The organism is Maribacter sp. IgM3_T14_3, assembly GCF_049603095.1.
Lineage (GTDB): Bacteria > Bacteroidota > Bacteroidia > Flavobacteriales > Flavobacteriaceae > Maribacter.
Window position 1 is genome coordinate 3,753,920 of sequence record NZ_CP187138.1, and the last position, 17,527, is coordinate 3,771,446.

Sequence of the window (17,527 nt, forward strand, 5' to 3'; positions counted from 1 at the left end):
ATGTCAGATAAGCTCAAAATAAAACTTTCGATTGCTGATAGGGTCTACCCATTGATTATTGACCCTGCTCAAGAAGAAGGTTTGCGTAAAGCCGCTAAAAATATAGAACAGTTGGCTAAAAAATTTGAGCAGAACTATGCAGTTAGAGACAAACAAGATGTATTGGCCATGTGTGCCTTGCAGTTTGCGTCAAAAATTGAGCAGAGTGGCATAGAGCAAACAGAAGGTACCAAAGAAGCTGAAGAACGTTTAAAAGCGTTAGAAGATTTGGTAGATTCAAAATTGGCTTTAAAATAAAAACGTTCTTTTAAATATATTAAGTTACTGCCCACATTGGTAATACCTTTTGACAAACTCAACATTTATTTTTTTTAAGAAGGGTGAGTTTAGATTGTAAAAGCAGGCCCTACTCGTATAGGGATCCTTGATCAGTCTGTTAACCCTAAACCTGTTTACCGGAGTTTGATCAAAACTTCTCCAATGTGGGCTTTTTTTTTATTAATAAATTACACTATGGATAGTACAATGATAATTATTGCCGCAATAGTAGTTGGGCTGGCAATCGGTTTTGCAATAGCAAAATTTTTGGAAAAAGGGAAAGCCTCTAAAACCATAATAAACGCAAAGAAAGACGCTGAACGCATATTAAAAGATGCAAATGCTGAAGGAGAGAGTGTCAAGAAAGAAAAGATTTTACAGGCGAAAGAGAAGTTTTTAGAATTAAAAGCGGAACATGAGAAGGTCATTAATAGTAAGGATAAAAAAATAAACGACGCTGAAAAGCGTACAAGAGATAAAGAATCTCAAGTGAGTAGTGAGCTTGCCAAAAACAAGAACATGAACTCTCAGTTAGATGGTAAAATGAAAGATGTAGAACAGAAAATAGAACTGTTCGAAAAGCGTCATGAAGAGTTGGATAAAATGCATAAAAGCCAAATTCAACAATTAGAGGTTATTTCTGGTCTTTCTGCCGATGAAGCTAAAAATCAGTTGGTACAGAGTTTAAAGGAAACCGCAAAATCTGATGCTATGGCTTATATTCAATCTACGGTTGAAGAGTCTAAACTTACGGCACAACAAGAAGCACGTAAAATTATTATCAATACCATACAACGAATAGGTACTGAAGAGGCTGTTGAAAACTGTGTTTCAGTTTTTAATATTGAATCTGATGATGTAAAAGGACGAATTATTGGTAGAGAAGGTAGAAATATTAGAGCATTAGAAGCTGCTACAGGTGTTGAAATTATTGTTGATGATACTCCAGAAGCTATTATTCTTTCTTGTTTCGATTCAGTAAGAAGAGAGGTAGCAAGACTTTCGCTTCATAAATTAGTTACCGATGGTAGAATTCACCCTGCAAGAATTGAAGAAGTCGTTAAGAAGACCGAAAAGCAGATTGAAGCAGAAATCGTGGAAATTGGTAAGCGTACTGTTATAGATTTAGGTATTCACGGGTTACACCCAGAGTTGATTCGTGCAGTGGGTAGAATGAAATATCGTTCTTCGTACGGACAAAATCTTTTACAACACTCTAGAGAAGTTGCTAAACTTTGTGGCGTTATGGCGGCTGAGTTAGGGTTGAATCCTAAGATAGCTAAACGTGCAGGTCTTTTGCATGATATAGGTAAAGTGCCGAATACTGAAAATGAAGTAGAAACTCCACATGCAATCTTAGGAATGCAATGGGCCGAGAAATACGGAGAAAAAGAGGAAGTTTGTAACGCTATTGGCGCTCACCACGATGAAATTGAAATGAAAACTCTAATTGCACCTATCGTACAGGTTTGTGATGCTATTAGTGGTGCTCGACCAGGTGCAAGAAGACAGGTGTTAGATTCTTACATTCAGCGTTTAAAAGACCTTGAAGAGGTTGCATTTGGCTTTAGTGGTGTACAGAAGGCTTACGCAATACAAGCAGGTAGAGAGCTTCGTGTTATTGTTGAGAGCGAAAAAGTAAATGATGATAGAGCTGCTCAATTGTCTTTTGAAATTTCTCAAAAAATACAGACAGATATGACCTATCCTGGTCAAGTAAAAGTTACGGTTATACGTGAGACAAGAGCTGTCAATGTAGCGAAGTAATTTTTGCTTAGAATATATAAAAAATGCCTCTATATTATAGAGGCATTTTTTTATGGTGTATGCAGAGAGTTCATCCAATTCTTCAACTTTTCTTCTTCTAAAGACGATAGTTTGTTTTTTCTTCCTTTGGGCATTTTTCGAGTTGTAAATACTTGGTATTCTATAGTTTTTGCCAAAGTATTCATATTTTCAAGGGTGAAGATTGTTCTGTTCCTCTTTTCCTCATGGCAGAAATTACACTTGGTATTTAAAACGTAGAAGGCTTCTTTTTGTAGTATTTGAGATTGGCCTATGGTAGTTTCACTATCTTTCTTTGAGCTGAAGTCAGTAAAAGTATATGCGATTACTACGACCCATAAAAAAGATTTGACAGGGGTTAGCATGGTTAACCTATATTTTTAGAAAGGGTAAAATTAAAATATACACCTTCATTATTGTCTTCTCTTTTGCCAATTGTAATTGTACCTCCAAGTTTATCTATAAGGGCTTTAATAGTGGTTAAGCCGATACCAGTATCATTGACGCCTTCTGTACCCAATTTTTCGAAAAGGGCAAAAACTTTTTCCCAATATCGCTCGGGTATTCCGGGGCCATTATCCTCATAGGTAAAAGTATAGAAATCTTGATCTTCTTTAAAACCTACCAATATATCAATGTTAGATTTATCAGAGAATTTTATACTATTAGAAATTAAATCTCTAAATATTTGATGAAAGCTGTTGAGGGAGTGGGTAATAGTTTTATTACCGTTTTCTAATTTCAAATGTACCTTGGCAGCTTCAGATTGTTTGTTGAGCACTGATGTAATCTCTTTTGAGATATCGAACTCTTGTAAATTAATCTCTGCATTGGTTATAGCATTATAGTTAATGATGCCGTTAACTAACGACTCCATATATTCTACCCTACTATCGATAATATCTAGGAAATTCGGAATTTCAGTTTCCTTAATAAAATCGGAGTAATCTTCTTTGATGAAGCCCACTACAGAACTTATGCCCAAAAGGGGAGTTTTCATGTCATGCGCCAAACGATAAGACAAATGTTTTAGCTGATCATTCTTTATACGTAACTCTTCATTGATAATTTTTTGTTGAATATTCTGCCTTCTAAGTTCTAGTTGAGCCATTACTTGATCGGCAAGATCTTTTAACGAAGCCCTTTGTCTTTCGGTGAATTCATTTCTGGGTTTGGTGTCTATAACACATAATGTACCTATAGATTCACCATCTTTGGTATTCAAAGGGGCGCCGGCATAAAACTGCACTGACGGACCACCGGTTACTAATGGGTTGTCAAAAAAACGATCATCTTTATTGGCATCGTTGACAACGAATAAAGAGTCTGGTGTGTTTATGGCATGCGCGCAAAACGCTAAATCTCTCGGTGTTTCGGTAGCATCTATACCATGATGGGATTTAAACCATTGTCTACCTTCATCTACTAAAGAAACTAATGCCATAGGCGTATCGCAAATATCTGCTGCAATACGGGTTATGGCATCGTATTCTTTCTCTTCTAAGGTGTCTAGAACGTTAAAGCTTTTTAAAGCTTCTAAACGTTGTTGTTCGTTTGTTGGTATTTCTGGTTTAACCATATAGAATCGATAACTAAAATATTAATAGTAAGTTATTTCTTATATATAAAACGTTTAGATTATCGGATTGGTGTATATCCTCTAATTTTCAATCATATCAACTTATTTTCTATAAATTAATATAATTATATAACTGTTTTATATGGTTAAAACTATTCTTCTGTTTTAGTTTCTTCAACCTCTTCGTCTTCTTTATTCAGGTTGTTTTTTAAGATGTTCAATTTTTTCAATTTAGCTTTCCATGCTGCTAAAGATTCTTTATGCTGGTTGACTCTTTTTATAACATCTTGTACTAAAGGGTTGCTTTCAGATGCATTTGAGAAAAACTGTAAATTGTTTTCTAATTGTCTTATTTCATCTTTGCTTTCATCTATTTTTTTTCTGATAAATGCACGCTCATTCTGTATTGCACGTTCTTGATTATCATTATCACTTAGCTGTTGAATCTTATTACCGTATTTCAATAATTCTGACTCTTGCTTACTTACGCCACTTTTTTGGTAAAGGGCATCAATGATTTTATCAAATCTTGAATTGATGTTTTTCTTTTTAAACGGGACTCTACCATATGTTTTCCATTCTTCAGAAAATTTCTTTATTGCAGATAGATCTTTCGTTTTATCGCCACTTAATTCAAAGGCTTTAAGACGATCAATACATTCTTCTTTCTGTTTAAAATTGGCTTCCTCTTCCTTAAAGGCATCATTTTTAAGAGCGTTTAACTTGTCGAAATAGTGATTACAAGCTGTTTTAAACTCTTTCCATAATTTGTCTGAGTATTTTCTTGGAACATGCCCTATTTTTTTCCATTGCCCTTGAATGCGTTTCATTTCTGCCGTGGTAGCATCCCAATCATCGCTATCTTTTATGGTATTCGCGATTTCTAAAAGCGCTCTCTTTTTGTCTAAATTTTCTTGTTGGTCTTTTTTAAGATTTTTGTAGAACGCATTTTTATTTTGGTTGAATGCACGAACGGCTCCTTTAAAACTATTCCAAGTTTTAGAATTTAATTTTTGAGGTACCTGCCCAGCTTTGAAAAAAGCTTCCCTTAATTCTTCTAATTTTTTAATCTGCTGCTGTAACGTTCCATGATTACTTGAAACATTTGTACTTAGTTCGTTAATTTCGGCAATAATTGCCTGTTTGCGTGCTAAGTTTTCTTCTTTTATCTGGTCAAGATTCTTAAAGTAATCTTGTCTTCTTTCATGAATAATTTTGGTTGCAGCACTAAAACTATCCCAAATAGCTTCTCTATGATCTTTACCTACAGGGCCTAAATCTTCTTTCCAGATTTTATGTAATACCTGTAATTCTCTAAAAGCTCTATTTAGATCGGGCTCTTTTGAAAGCTCTTCAGCTCTTGCCACAATTTTAGTTTTCTCTTCTAAATTATGCTTAAAATCTAAATCTCTTAAGTCTCTATTAATATTTAAGAAGTCGTAAAATATTTCTATGTGATGGTGATAGGTCTTCCAAACATTAGTGTAATCTGCTCTTGGAATAGCACCTGCATGGCGCCATTTCGCCTGTATATCCTTAAAATTATTGTAAGTCGTATTTATATCTTCCTCAACATTTACAAGAGATTTCAACTGCTCAATAAGGTCTAATCTATAGGCAAGATTCTCTTTGTGACTTTTTTCTAAGCTTTTGTAATGTTGATTGCGTTTATCTCTGTAGTCTGTATATACTTCGTTAAACTGTTTTTTGTCAACTGAATTATATCTGAAATCAATTTCATTACCTCCGTTAGAAATGAATTCTTCTTTCTTTTCTTCTAGAAGTTCATCAAATTTTTGGTTGAACTCATCTTTAATAGTATCAACATGCTTTCTAATGGACTGAACCTTTTCATTATTTACTAATCGCTGTAGTTCACCCACCAAATTTTCCATGCTCATTTCATGGTAATCAGGCATTGGTATTGCATGCCTTTTTTCAGTATCGGTATCTTCAGCGTCTTCAGCATTAGAATCGTCAATTTCATCCATAACATCGGCTTCTACTGACTCTTCATTAGATTTAGTTGATGTTTCGACTTCTACCACTGTCGATTCTTCAACAGAATCAACTGTTTCTTCCACTGTGTTTTCAGCAGTTTCTGTTACAGTTTTTTCATCTATTGAATTCTCTGTTAATTGTTGTTCTTTATCCTCAGACATAATCCTAAATTATATGTTTACAAGATAGTGACAACCCTACGATTGGCAAAGAATTGATTGTTCTTTTTAGCTAAACGTAATTGAGTACTTTTTAAAGGAAATCAAGAATTTGAAATGTATTGCCAAAAGAGAAGTTTAAGAACAGAAGGTTACTGGTTCCAGATTTCCCAAGATTTTTCGGCTTGAAACTCTAGCATTCGATGTCCGTTACAAATCGATGCACCATTAGCTTTACCTGCAGATAAAAACGCGGTTTCTTCTGGATTATAAATGAGGTCAAAAAGTAGATGTGCTTCACTAATTTTCGAATACGGAATAGCAGGTTTCTCTTCTATTTTAGGGAAAGTACCTACCGGAGAACAATTAATAATCAGGGTATATTCAGCTATGATATCATCGGTCAGTTCATTATAGGTATACCCATCATTTTTACCACTTCTAGAAACAAACGAAAATGTCACACCTAGTTCTTCAAGTATAAATGCCACAGCTTTTGATGCCCCGCCGGTACCTAAAATCAGTGCTTTTTTATGATGTTTCTTTAAATGGGGTTCAAGTGATTTTTGAAATCCGTAGGCATCAGTATTGAAGCCAATTATACCATTCTTGCTAAATTTTATGGTATTTACCGCACCTATCTTTTTGGCTGCAATATCGATATCGTCTAAAAAAGCCATTATTTCTTCTTTATACGGAATGGTAATATTCAGCCCTTGTACATTTTCAGCTTTTTTAAAAATGGTCGGAAATTCTGAAATAGATTGTAAATCGAAGTTTTGATACGAGCAATTATCCAATCCCATATCTTCGAACTTCTTTTTAAAATATCCTCTTGAAAATGAATAAGAAATATCTTTTCCTATTAAGCCGTAGTTAACTTTCTGTCTTTCTGTTTTTTCCATACCAATCTAAAAGTAGTAAAATACTAATGCCAAATATAATTAAGAAAATAGCCGTCCAGTTTTCTACGGTGGTCATATCTGGTAAAAACCGTTCGTAGTTCATTATTATACCTTTTCCGTTAGAGTCTAAAATGGTCTCCCCATCTATTCCCGTTTTGAAAATAGTTTTTTTCCAAGGCCAAACAACCCCTAGCGAACCAGTAATGAATCCCAATATAATAGCTGTTGTAACGTGCTTATAATGTTTTAGTACGAATGTCAATACATGAGATAAAGTAACTAAACCCGTTGCAGAACCTAAAGTGAAAACGGCTAAAATTTTAAGGGTATGTAATCTTTCTGTATTAGTGGTAAAACTAAAATCACCCATTAATATTTCGGAGAAAGTATCATATAAGGCATTTACAGAATCTACTAATAGTAACACGTAATTACCTAATAGAATTAATATGAAGGAACCCGAAAGTCCAGGCAATGTCATACCCGACACACTGATCATACCACATAAAAAGATGAATAGTAGGTTGTCGTTTTCTTTCGCCGGACTAAGAAAACTAATGGCTACACCGACACTTAAGCCAATAATAGCAGCGGTAAAGGTTTTCTTTTTCCAGTAATCGAAATCTTTGCCTATGTAGTAAATAGAGCCGAGGATCATACCAAAAAAAGCAGACCACACATACAGTTCATGTGTTACTAAAAAATAATCTAATATTTTCGAAATGCTGAAATAGCTAACAAGCATACCGAAAATCAGTAGTGTTAAAAAAGTTCCATTTATATACTGATAGAAACTTTTAAGTCTACCATTAATAAGAAGCTTAAAGGCTTTTGCATTTATTTTTTGAAGGGAATAAATGAATTCTTCGTAAAAACCACCTACAAAGGCAACAATACCACCAGATACACCAGGTACTTTATTGGCAGCACCCATGCAAAGTCCCTTTACGACCAAGAAAAATTTATCGGTAAAGGATCGGGGTTCGTTCATGTAGGTTTTCGCTTTACTTCTTAGAAGCTGATTTTTCTAATATAAAAATAAGAGAAAAACCTATTACAGCGGCTACAATAGCAAAGGTTAATTGATTATCACCTTGAAAAGCGAAAGGTGAGATGTTTTCGTCGATTATAATTTCTTTTTTACCAATCTGAATAATCTCAATAATATTCTTCCATGGCCATATTTTGTTCAACGATCCTAAAATAAACCCTGTTAACACGGCAAGTGTCGCATCTTTATAATTGGTGAACATCCACTTTAAAACTCGTGCAAAACTTAAAATTCCGAAGGCAGCACCAAATGCAAAAGTGATAACAATACCAAAATCTCTTTCATTAACAGCTTCTAATACAGTTTTGTACGAGCCTAACAATACCAATATAAAAGAACCGGAAATACCTGGTAATACCATGGCGCAGATTGCTATGGCACCTGATAAAAATATAAATGGTAGACTACCAGAACTAGCAGAAGGGGGTAGGGTAGTAATATAGAAAGCACTTGCAGTACCTATTACAAATAATATAATCGCTAGCAGATTCCATTTTTTTATCGATTTGGCCACAAAAATGACACTTGCCAATACCAAACCGAAAAAGAAAGACCATGTTATAATTGGGTGTTCTTCTAATAACCAAGCAATGACTTTTGATAGCGAGAAAATGCTAATCATCATACCCAAGACCAAGGCTAATAGAAAATTGCCATTTAACTTCTCCCAGAACTTTTTAAAACCTTCTTCTTTTAAAACTTTTAGAGTAGTAAGGTTGACGTTATTGATTGAAGTAATGAATTCTTCGTATATACCTGTAACAAAAGCTATTGTGCCACCAGATACGCCTGGTACTAATTCTGCAATACCCATTGCCATACCTTTTAGAGATATGAATGTATAATCTTTAAGTTTTCTATTGTCCATGAAATGTAGAACCTTTTCTATGAGGTTTTATTGTATTTTCTTACAATTTCTTGTGTCCATTCAGACTTGCCATATTCTGGAAAATTTTCAGTGAACAAATGTAGTTTTTTTAGCTTCTTGTCAATTTTCAATGCATCCATTAACATAATACGTGCGTTAATTGGATCTTCGGCCAATAATAAATAACCTACAGAATTATATAATAGCTTCAAATTATCAGGATAAAATTCTCTTCCTTGAGTTAAAATTTCCACTGCCGCTGCTTCTTCTCCATTAATATGCACTACTTCTGCCCAGTTCAACCAAGTTTCCAATTCAAAGTTGCCTAAATCTACCGCTTGTTTAAAAGCGAAATCTGCTTGGTCATAGTTTTTTAGCGCCATATGAATATTGGCACATTTTTTCCAGTATTGCGGATTTTCACCATCTATATTCAGCGCTTTATTGATGTAAAAAATCGCCTTTTCAAAATCTTTAATACTGTAATATAAATTTGTTATCGCGAGCCAGCCTTTATCTAATAACGGATCTTCATGAACGGTTTGGTAGAAATAGTATTTTGCCATCTCGGTATCTTTCAACTTTTCGTAACATTTTCCTATTCTCAAAAATGCATGAGAGGTTGGGTCCTCAATAGAAATGGTCGTCTCGTAATTTTCAATAGCCTCTTTATGCCTTCCTAATTTTTCTAGTACTTTACCTTTTTCAAAGTAAGCACCTATAAAAGTATCATCAGAAATAATGGCAAAATCAAAAGCTGTTAAGGCTTCGGTAAACATATGTTTATAATAATATTGTTTACCTAACTGATGCCACGCAACTTCGCAATATGGGTTGTTTTCTAAATAACCGTTTAAATAAATAATGGCACCATCATAATCTTCAAGAAACTCAAAACAATACACCACATTGTAAAGTGAAGAATAATCTTCTTCGTCGAACTCTACACATTTCATAAAGCTCTCTTTGGCATTTTTGAAGTTGTCCATAAACAGATACTCCATGCCCAAGAGGCTATAAATATCAAAACTATTATCCGTGAAGCTTAATGCTTTTTGCAGCAAATCAATGGCACCTTCGTGATCATCTCGTTTCGAAAAGATATTTGCACGTTGAATATAAATTTCATCGTTGTGTTTATCTAATCGTTGTAGTTCATCTAAAAGTGCTTCAGCTTTTTCCATCTGATTTTCGAAAACCATGACTTCAACCTGAAGTAATTTCAATTCTATTGAAGCTGGGTGTTGCTGTAGGCCTATTTTAATTCCTTTTTTAGCCAAAGAAATCTTCCCATGATTTAGGTAGTGGTGCACAATATCCTCAAAATCTTCAGCATCAAAGAAATAGACATCGTCTGTCTTCAACATTGATTCGAATTTTGTAATTGGCTTGTCCGGTCTCTCGTTAGATTCTAACGCCATAGGAACTTTTTGGTTTTACAAGATATTTTAAAAGTAAGTGATTGTATGGGGTTTCAGCCATCTTAGCAATCGATATTATTAACAAATTAGTTAACAACGTTGATTTACATGGAGTTAAGAAGTGCTAAAATTATTGCGCAGCCTTCTTTAATTTCTTTATCTGAAATGGTTAACGGCGGAGAAATACGTACGGCTCTATTTTCGAACAGTAGCCAGAATAGAATTAGGTTTTTCTCTTTTGCTCGTAATACCAGTTCATTAGCTGTTTCTGGTGTATCCATTAGTAAAGCAAGCATTAAACCTCTACCTCTAATTTCTTTTATCTTCGGATGTTTTAATAACGATTTAAAAAGTGTTTCTTTTCTTAACGTTTCGGCTATTAAATTGGAATTCAATAGTACGTTCAGAGTTGCCAAACTTGATGCTGCAATTACAGGATTACCGCCAAATGTAGTAATATGACCCATTTTCGGATTCTCACTCAACGTATGCATAATCTCTTTGCTTGCTGTGAATGCACCAACAGGCAAACCAGATGCCATGCCTTTGCCAATAACTAAAATATCGGGAACACAATCAAAATGTTCAAAGGCGAATAACTTTCCTGTTCTGCCGAAACCTGGCTGTATTTCATCTAGTATAAGTAATGCACCCATTTCTTCGCAGCGTGCTTTAACTTTCTTTAGATAATCGTTTTTTGGGAGTATAAAACCAGCACCACCTTGTATGGTCTCTAATATTACACATGCAGTTTTGTTGGTAATTTTCTCTAAATCTTTATCGTTGTTGAAATCAATATGATAAATATCAGGCAGCAAAGGTCTAAATACACTTTTACGCTCTTCGAAATCCATTAAACTTAGACTACCCATGGTATTACCATGATAGGCAGATTTTGCAGCTATTATTTGAGAACGACCAGTATATCTGCGAGCCAATTTTAATGCGCCTTCTATAGCTTCGGTTCCTGAATTTACCAAATAGGTTACCTCTAAAGGTTCTGGTAAATTATCTGCCAGTAATTTAGTATACGTTGTTGCAGGTGATTGCGAATATTCGCCATATACCATAACATGCATATACTTTTCTACCTGATTTTTTATTGCGTCAACCACTTCTGGGTGGCAATGACCAAGTGTACATGCTGAGACACCTGCAACAAAATCTAGATGTGCATTGCCATTGGTATCATAAATATAACTGCCACTGGCATGAGATACTTCCATCCCTAATGGGTAAGGAGAGGTTTGAGCTTGATATTGTAGAAAGTCTTTATTCATGTCAAAGACTTATTTTATTTTTTTCGGATTCCCAGATTTTTTCGGATCTGTTGCTTTATCCTGCCCTGGAATATTGTTAATAGGGTCGGTAGCATTTTTGCTTCGTTGTTGCTCTTCGGCATCAATATCAATAGGGTTGTCAATGCCGTTAATAACAACAAGTTTTAAGTTGTTATCGTCTTCGTCAAAAATATCTTCTTTGGTAAGAATACGCTCATCGCCGCGCCAAATAAAGCCTTTTAATATTCTACTATTCTCAGGCAAATCTTTTTCAGGAAAAATATCGCCGTCGGGATCTGTGTAAAATGTAAGATCTTCGATATCATTTTCTGCCATGGTGATGCGTATTTTACTGCATACCGTTTTATCGATGCCAATAAGTTCGTCATCATCATTATACATATAGTATACTACTTCTGTATTCTGAACTAGGTCGATAATCTTTAATTCGTTTTCTATAAACTGACCGTAAAGGTTAATCCCTTTTGCTTGGTTGTAGCCCGTCATGCTGACACTATCTAACGAAATAATAAATGCATTTTGTAATACTTTAAGCGAATCTAGTTTTTCGGTTTCTAAGTTCGATTTTAGGTGAATGCTATCGCCTGTCATTTGGTTGGCACCGTTCCAAATAATCGGATTTTTAATTAATTGCGTAATACCTGTGGTTTGGGCAGAGTGTATGCTATCGCATTTGCCGCTTAAATCGGTTTTGTAGAATTTTGCATTTCTAAAAGCGCGTAGAATTCTATTCTCTGGTTTACCGGTTACCATCAAGGTATCGCCATGTACGTAAAGTGAATCTCTTTCTTGTACTGAGATAGAAACCGCTCTTCGGGTAGCAAAAACAGAATCTTTTGCCTTGTAAACTTCTGCGTAATGCGCTCTAATTATTCCGTTATTAATAGTGTCTGTTACAGTGATATTATTAGTAGCAGATGCAAATTCTTTTGCTTTGTTAAAGTACACACTATCACCTTCAATAATTCTGTTATTATAATCTATTCGCGTGTTTTTAATACCGTAGCCGCTTTCAATTTTAGTATTATAAAACCCTCTTTCACAATATATTTTGTAAGTCTCGCCATTAATGGTGGACGGACCGTACATGTATGCATTCTTAGAAGTGGTGTAGTAATCTAACTGTTCAGAGTCTAAAGTATATTCCGGATTCTTAACATGTACACTATCTAAAAATTGATACTTTTTTAGCTCCATAAAATACTTGCCAATTTTACTGGTCAAGGTATTGGCAGAATCTATTACAGTGCCATTATCTTGATAAAAAGCTTCCTGCTTTTCGCGATCTAAACGAAGGGTGTCTGTTCTGAGCGTCATGTCTGAATTTGTAAGAACAACATTGCCCCATGCTTTTGCCAATTTTATATCACCTAAATAGTTGATTTTTTTACTCGTCATTTCGACGGAGTCACCTTGCTTCAGAACAACATTTCCTATGGCTTCTAATCGGTTCTCTAATTGGTAGTATATAGCAACGTCGCACCATAAGTCGGCACCTTGATGTTCAAATTGTACTTGTCGGTCATCTTTACTAAATATAGATGCACCTGGGTATTCAGCTTCATTTTTTGTGAAGTTGGCACCATAGACAATATTAATTTGTTTTGATTCTTCTTGGGCAACATCTTGCTGGGCATAACCAAAAAGAGTACATGCAAAGAATAAAAGAACAACTGAATATATCTTTTTCAACCTAAAAATTTTTTCAAAAATAGGACATTTTAAAGGAGCCTTGTCATGCTTAAGATACTTTTGGGATTTTAATACGAAAAGTGCTTTTGTTTATTTTACTTCCCAACCAGTATTTGTATTAAAACCATATGATTTTGCTAATTATTAAATGCTCTTCGAATTCACTGCTTTTTAATCGGCATAGTAAATTATACATATAAAAAAACCACTCGAAAGTGGTTTTTTTATTTTTAAATATGAATTAAAAGTTTCTATAATCGCCTGCTAAGAAAGCATTTGCCTCTTCTTCTGCAAATTTAGCATTTTCACTGTCCCAATGTAAAACTTGATTAGGGAATCTGCCAGCGATAACACCTAGTAAAATAGTTTCAGTAAGTCTAGATGCATATGAAAATGGTGCGGTAGTTTCACCAGTGCCCAAACAAGCATCTACAAATTGGTGGTAATGTTTAGGTCCTTCCAAATCATAATCGCGAATTGGTTTGCCCATATTATTTGCTTTTTCTACAGCTTCTATTTCTGCTGAAATGTCTACATATTCACCATCTACTATCTTCTTTGGTAGTTGCATAAAGTGTGGCAGTAATAGTCTACCTTTTTCACCAATGAACATAGCGCCCTGGTCTGGTAATGTACCTTCTCCAGCAGTTTTAGTTTCTAGCGACAATTTATCTGCCATAGAATCTTCAGAAGTTTCTTTTGAATCTGCCATGTTCTCAGCCCCTGGTAGAATTAAATCTACATGGTCTTTAGGTGCTCCAGGTCCATCATACCAAACCCATTTTAATGTTTCAGTTGTGTAAGCCGTTTGCGGGAATTCATAAGTAACAATATTGTTTTGCGGAAAACCGAATCCGTTTGGTTCTCTACATTCATTTTTAATGGTCATTGGAACTTGAAGGTCTAAGGCGTTATACGGAGTATCGAAAATATGAACGCCCATATCACCTAACGTACCACAGCCATAATCAACTAATTTTCTCCAATTACCTGGGTGATAAAAACCTTCTTTGTATGGTCTTTCTGCTGAAGTGCCTAGCCATAAATTCCAATCTAAAGATTCTGGTACTGGGTCTGAGCCTGTTGGTTCGGCACCATCATAGCCCCAATCTTTCGGCGACCATGCACGTACGGTATGTACTTTGCCAATAATACCAGATTGTATTAATAGGGTTGCCAGTTTGTAATCGTAAAAGGAGTGTACCTGAATTCCCATTTGGGTAACTAAGCCTTTTTCTGCTGCTAGTTTGTTCATGGCTCTAGCCTCAGATACATAATGCGTTAATGGTTTTTGGCAATACACTGGTTTGTTCATTTCCATTGCCATCATTGAAGCAGGGGCGTGTGTGTGATCAGGCGTAGAAACAACAACAGCATCAATTTCATCGCCCATTTCTTTTAACATCACTCTGTAATCGGTATATGTTTTTGCATTTGGATGTAGCTTTTTAGCTTCTGCCAAGTTATTTGCATCTACGTCGCACAATACGGTTACATCAACTTTGCTATGAGAAGAAATTGCCTTTAAATCTTCAGCTCCCATATTGCCAACACCAATATGCGCAGTACGAAGTCTGGTTAATACTTTTTCTTCCTTTTTACAAGACCAAAGTCCTGATGGTAATAATACAAATGTGGACAATGCCGCTGCGTTTTTTATAAAGTCTCTTTTGTTCATCGGTGAGGTGGTTATAGTTTTTTGATTTTTATATTTCTGAACCAGATGGGGCTAGAATGATCTTGGAAGCCAATAAAGCCAGTTTTAAATTTACCGTAATCTTCACTATTTTTCCATTTGTCCGAATTTTTTTTGGCGTACCAAGCTTCATTCTAAGGTACAAATGACACAACTTTTTTGCCGTTCAGCCAATGCTCCACTTGCTCAGGTGTGAAAATGATTTTAGTAGTATTCCATTCTCCAACAGGATTCAATATTTTGCCTTCAGGGTCAGCCGCATGCATAGCATAATCAGAAGCTGTTTGTTGAAGGGGTTTTAATTCTTCTGGTTTGTCAGTGTAGCCTAAACTTAAGTTATAATCGGTTAAATCATGAATGCTAGCGTAATTTTCATCATCGATCAATTGATACTCTGGTGAAACTTCTGGCGGACTATCATAGCCTTCTTTTAAGTGGTAGAAAATACCGCTATTGCCACCCTTTGGTAATTTCCATTCTACATATAGTTCGAAATTGTCGAACTCTTCTGCGCCATAAATAATATCAGTGCCACCGGTGTAGTCTTGCTCTTTTCCTAATTCAGTATCGAATTGTAATTCTCCATCTTTGGCAATCCACCCAGGGGGCAGCTCTTTGCCGTTATAGGCTCGCCAACCTTTGGTGGTTTTACCATCGAATAAAGTAATCCATTCTCCTTTTGTTTGCCGTTCGGTGGTGGCAGTTTCTTGTACTTTTTCTTTAGTTTCTGTTTTGCATGCAATAGCAAAAAACAGTAGAATGAATAGTGTAGCATAGGTGGTTTTTTTCATTCTTGAGAGATGTAGTTTTTAACTGTTGTTGAATTGTAAAAATTTAAATTTTACATAGTACTGAAATTACAAAAAAAAAGAATGGCGATAAAGGTATTTCCCTATATCGCCATTCCTGTAAGTTGAACAACCTATTCTAGTCGCTAAATGTCTATCTTAAAATCGTCTGAGTTCTATCTGGACCTACAGAAACAATCTTAATTGGCACTTCTAATACTTTTTCAAGAAATGCTATATAATCATTAAGTGCTTTTGGTAATTGATTGGCAGAAGTCATTTTTGCTAGATCTTCTTTCCAACCATCCATTTCTAAATAAACGGGGGTAACATTTTCTGCCTCGATATTATATGGAAAATGTTCTATTTGCTTGCCCTTGTAATTATATGCGGTACAAACTTTTAATTTTTTGAATCCGCTAAGTACATCGCCTTTCATCATCATTAATTCAGTAACTCCGTTTACACGAACAGCGTATTTTAGAGCCACTAAATCTAACCAACCACAACGTCTTGGTCTACCGGTAGTAGCACCAAATTCATTACCTACGCGACCCATAGTTTCACCATCTTCATCGAAAAGTTCGGTTGGGAAGGGTCCGCTACCAACTCTTGTAGTATATGCCTTAAAAATACCTTTTACGGCACCAATTTGGTTTGGTGCAACACCAAGACCTGTACAAGCACCTGCAGCAGTTGTATTCGATGAAGTTACAAATGGGTATGTTCCAAAATCAATATCCAATAATGATCCCTGAGCACCTTCTGCCAATATTTTTTTACCTGCTTTTTGTGCTTGGTATAAATATTCTTCGCTATCAATGAAAGTCAATTGTTTTAAATCTTCTACAGCTTTAAAGAAGTCTGTTTCTAACTCGGCAAGATCATACTGAATATCTACATCGTAAAAGCTGATCATTGCTTCGTGCTTGTTCGCTAGGTTACGGTATTTTTCTTTCCAATCGCTTAATTCTAAGTCACCGATTCGCATACCGTTTCTACCAGTTTTGTCCATGTAAGTCGGACCAATTCCTTTTAACGTAGAACCAATTTTTGCTTTTCCTTTAGATGCCTCAGAAGCTGCATCTAACAAACGGTGCGTTGGTAAAATTAAATGTGCTTTTCTTGAAATGAATAATTTAGACTTTACATCTAAATTAAATTTCTTCAATGCATCTAATTCTTTCTGGAAAATAACAGGATCGATAACAACACCGTTACCAACTACATTCACTGCATTTTTATGAAAAATTCCTGAAGGGATTGTGTGTAGCACGTGCTTTATTCCGTCGAATTCTAAAGTATGACCAGCATTTGGACCACCTTGAAAACGCGCAATAATGTCGTAATCTTGAGTTAATACATCAACAATTTTTCCCTTTCCTTCGTCACCCCATTGTAGGCCTAACAATAAATCTACTGCCATCTAAATATTATATACTTGGTTAGTTCTCTTTAATTTCTCTTTTGCCTGCATCTTTTGCAGGAGTATTTTTAGTCCCGTAAAAATAAAGGGAATGTGTGTTTATGGTAATATCAAAAACTTCTTCGATTGTTTTCTTTATAGTTTGAATTCTAGGATCACAAAATTCCATTACCTCGCCGGTATCGGTTAGAATAACATGATCATGCTGACGGTCGAAATATGACTTTTCGTATTGTGCCTGATTTTTACCAAACTGGTGCTTGCGTACCAATTTACAATCTAATAAAAGTTCTATGGTATTGTATAAAGTAGCCCTGCTAACGCGATAATTTTTATTTTTCATTTTAATATAGAGTGATTCTATATCAAAATGCTCTTCACTTTCGTAGATTTCTTGGAGTATGGCGTAGCGTTCAGGTGTTTTTCTATGCCCTTTGTCCTCCAAAAAGGTTGTGAAGACGTTTTTTACAATTTCTTGATTTTTATCAGAAGACATATTTACTACATTAATACACAAAGGTACAGTTAAATTTTAATT

14 protein-coding genes, 1 other RNA gene and 1 pseudogene are annotated in these 17,527 nt (G+C 35.2%); 3 read left to right on the plus strand and 13 right to left on the minus strand.

Annotated features, from left to right (window positions below; all coding sequences use genetic code 11):
- From ACPF9A_RS16750 to rny, 3 genes are all read left to right on the plus strand, one after another.
- Positions 1 to 297, plus strand: a complete 297-nt coding sequence (locus tag ACPF9A_RS16750) for a cell division protein ZapA (RefSeq protein WP_423998631.1) — start codon at positions 1 to 3, stop codon at positions 295 to 297.
- A gap of 56 nt (positions 298 to 353) precedes the next feature.
- Positions 354 to 464, plus strand: a non-coding RNA gene (gene ssrS / locus ACPF9A_RS16755) — 6S RNA.
- A 49-nt stretch (positions 465 to 513) separates the two neighbouring features.
- Positions 514 to 2,085 carry a ribonuclease Y gene (rny, locus tag ACPF9A_RS16760; RefSeq protein WP_423998633.1) on the plus strand — a complete coding sequence of 524 codons (1,572 nt, stop codon included), beginning with the start codon at positions 514 to 516 and terminating at the stop codon, positions 2,083 to 2,085.
- A 50-nt stretch (positions 2,086 to 2,135) separates the two neighbouring features.
- Here the strand turns inward: rny and ACPF9A_RS16765 are convergent, their stop codons facing one another.
- The 13 genes and pseudogenes from ACPF9A_RS16765 to ACPF9A_RS16825 form a co-directional block, all read right to left on the minus strand.
- The gene (locus ACPF9A_RS16765; protein WP_423998635.1) at positions 2,136 to 2,468 is read right to left on the minus strand and encodes a hypothetical protein; all 333 of its coding nucleotides are present in this window, start codon (positions 2,466 to 2,468) and stop codon (positions 2,136 to 2,138) included.
- Between the two features lie 2 nt (positions 2,469 to 2,470).
- Entirely contained in the window at positions 2,471 to 3,682 is a 1,212-nt protein-coding gene (locus tag ACPF9A_RS16770; protein ID WP_423998637.1) for a sensor histidine kinase, read from the minus strand.
- A gap of 152 nt (positions 3,683 to 3,834) precedes the next feature.
- Complete coding sequence (locus ACPF9A_RS16775) at positions 3,835 to 5,844, minus strand: DUF349 domain-containing protein (protein ID WP_423998639.1); 2,010 nt, start codon at positions 5,842 to 5,844, stop codon at positions 3,835 to 3,837.
- A gap of 149 nt (positions 5,845 to 5,993) precedes the next feature.
- Positions 5,994 to 6,746, minus strand: a complete 753-nt coding sequence (locus ACPF9A_RS16780; RefSeq protein ID WP_423998641.1) for a shikimate dehydrogenase family protein — start codon at positions 6,744 to 6,746, stop codon at positions 5,994 to 5,996.
- A complete protein-coding gene (locus ACPF9A_RS16785; protein ID WP_423998643.1) occupies positions 6,718 to 7,737 on the minus strand; it encodes a DUF368 domain-containing protein in 1,020 nt (339 codons plus the stop codon). The genes ACPF9A_RS16780 and ACPF9A_RS16785 overlap by 29 nt, the downstream gene beginning before the upstream one ends.
- 13 nt (positions 7,738 to 7,750) lie before the next feature.
- Positions 7,751 to 8,665, minus strand: a complete 915-nt coding sequence (locus ACPF9A_RS16790) for a DUF368 domain-containing protein (protein WP_423998645.1) — start codon at positions 8,663 to 8,665, stop codon at positions 7,751 to 7,753.
- A 17-nt stretch (positions 8,666 to 8,682) separates the two neighbouring features.
- Complete coding sequence (locus tag ACPF9A_RS16795) at positions 8,683 to 10,086, minus strand: tetratricopeptide repeat protein (protein ID WP_423998647.1); 1,404 nt, start codon at positions 10,084 to 10,086, stop codon at positions 8,683 to 8,685.
- A 104-nt stretch (positions 10,087 to 10,190) separates the two neighbouring features.
- Positions 10,191 to 11,366 carry an aspartate aminotransferase family protein gene (locus ACPF9A_RS16800; RefSeq protein ID WP_423998649.1) on the minus strand — a complete coding sequence of 392 codons (1,176 nt, stop codon included), beginning with the start codon at positions 11,364 to 11,366 and terminating at the stop codon, positions 10,191 to 10,193.
- Between the two features lie 9 nt (positions 11,367 to 11,375).
- Positions 11,376 to 13,079: an OstA-like protein gene (locus tag ACPF9A_RS16805; RefSeq protein ID WP_423998651.1), complete on the minus strand. Its 1,704-nt coding sequence runs from the start codon at positions 13,077 to 13,079 to the stop codon at positions 11,376 to 11,378.
- A gap of 241 nt (positions 13,080 to 13,320) precedes the next feature.
- A complete protein-coding gene (locus tag ACPF9A_RS16810; protein ID WP_423998653.1) occupies positions 13,321 to 14,757 on the minus strand; it encodes a Gfo/Idh/MocA family protein in 1,437 nt (478 codons plus the stop codon).
- An 11-nt stretch (positions 14,758 to 14,768) separates the two neighbouring features.
- Positions 14,769 to 15,566 (minus strand): annotated as a pseudogene (locus tag ACPF9A_RS16815) (3-keto-disaccharide hydrolase).
- A gap of 151 nt (positions 15,567 to 15,717) precedes the next feature.
- The gene (locus ACPF9A_RS16820) at positions 15,718 to 16,989 is read right to left on the minus strand and encodes an adenylosuccinate synthase (RefSeq protein ID WP_423998655.1); all 1,272 of its coding nucleotides are present in this window, start codon (positions 16,987 to 16,989) and stop codon (positions 15,718 to 15,720) included.
- A gap of 19 nt (positions 16,990 to 17,008) precedes the next feature.
- Positions 17,009 to 17,485 (minus strand): Fur family transcriptional regulator, encoded by a 477-nt coding sequence (locus ACPF9A_RS16825; protein WP_423998657.1) that lies wholly within the window; start codon positions 17,483 to 17,485, stop codon positions 17,009 to 17,011.
- Between the last annotated feature and the right edge of the window lie 42 nt (positions 17,486 to 17,527).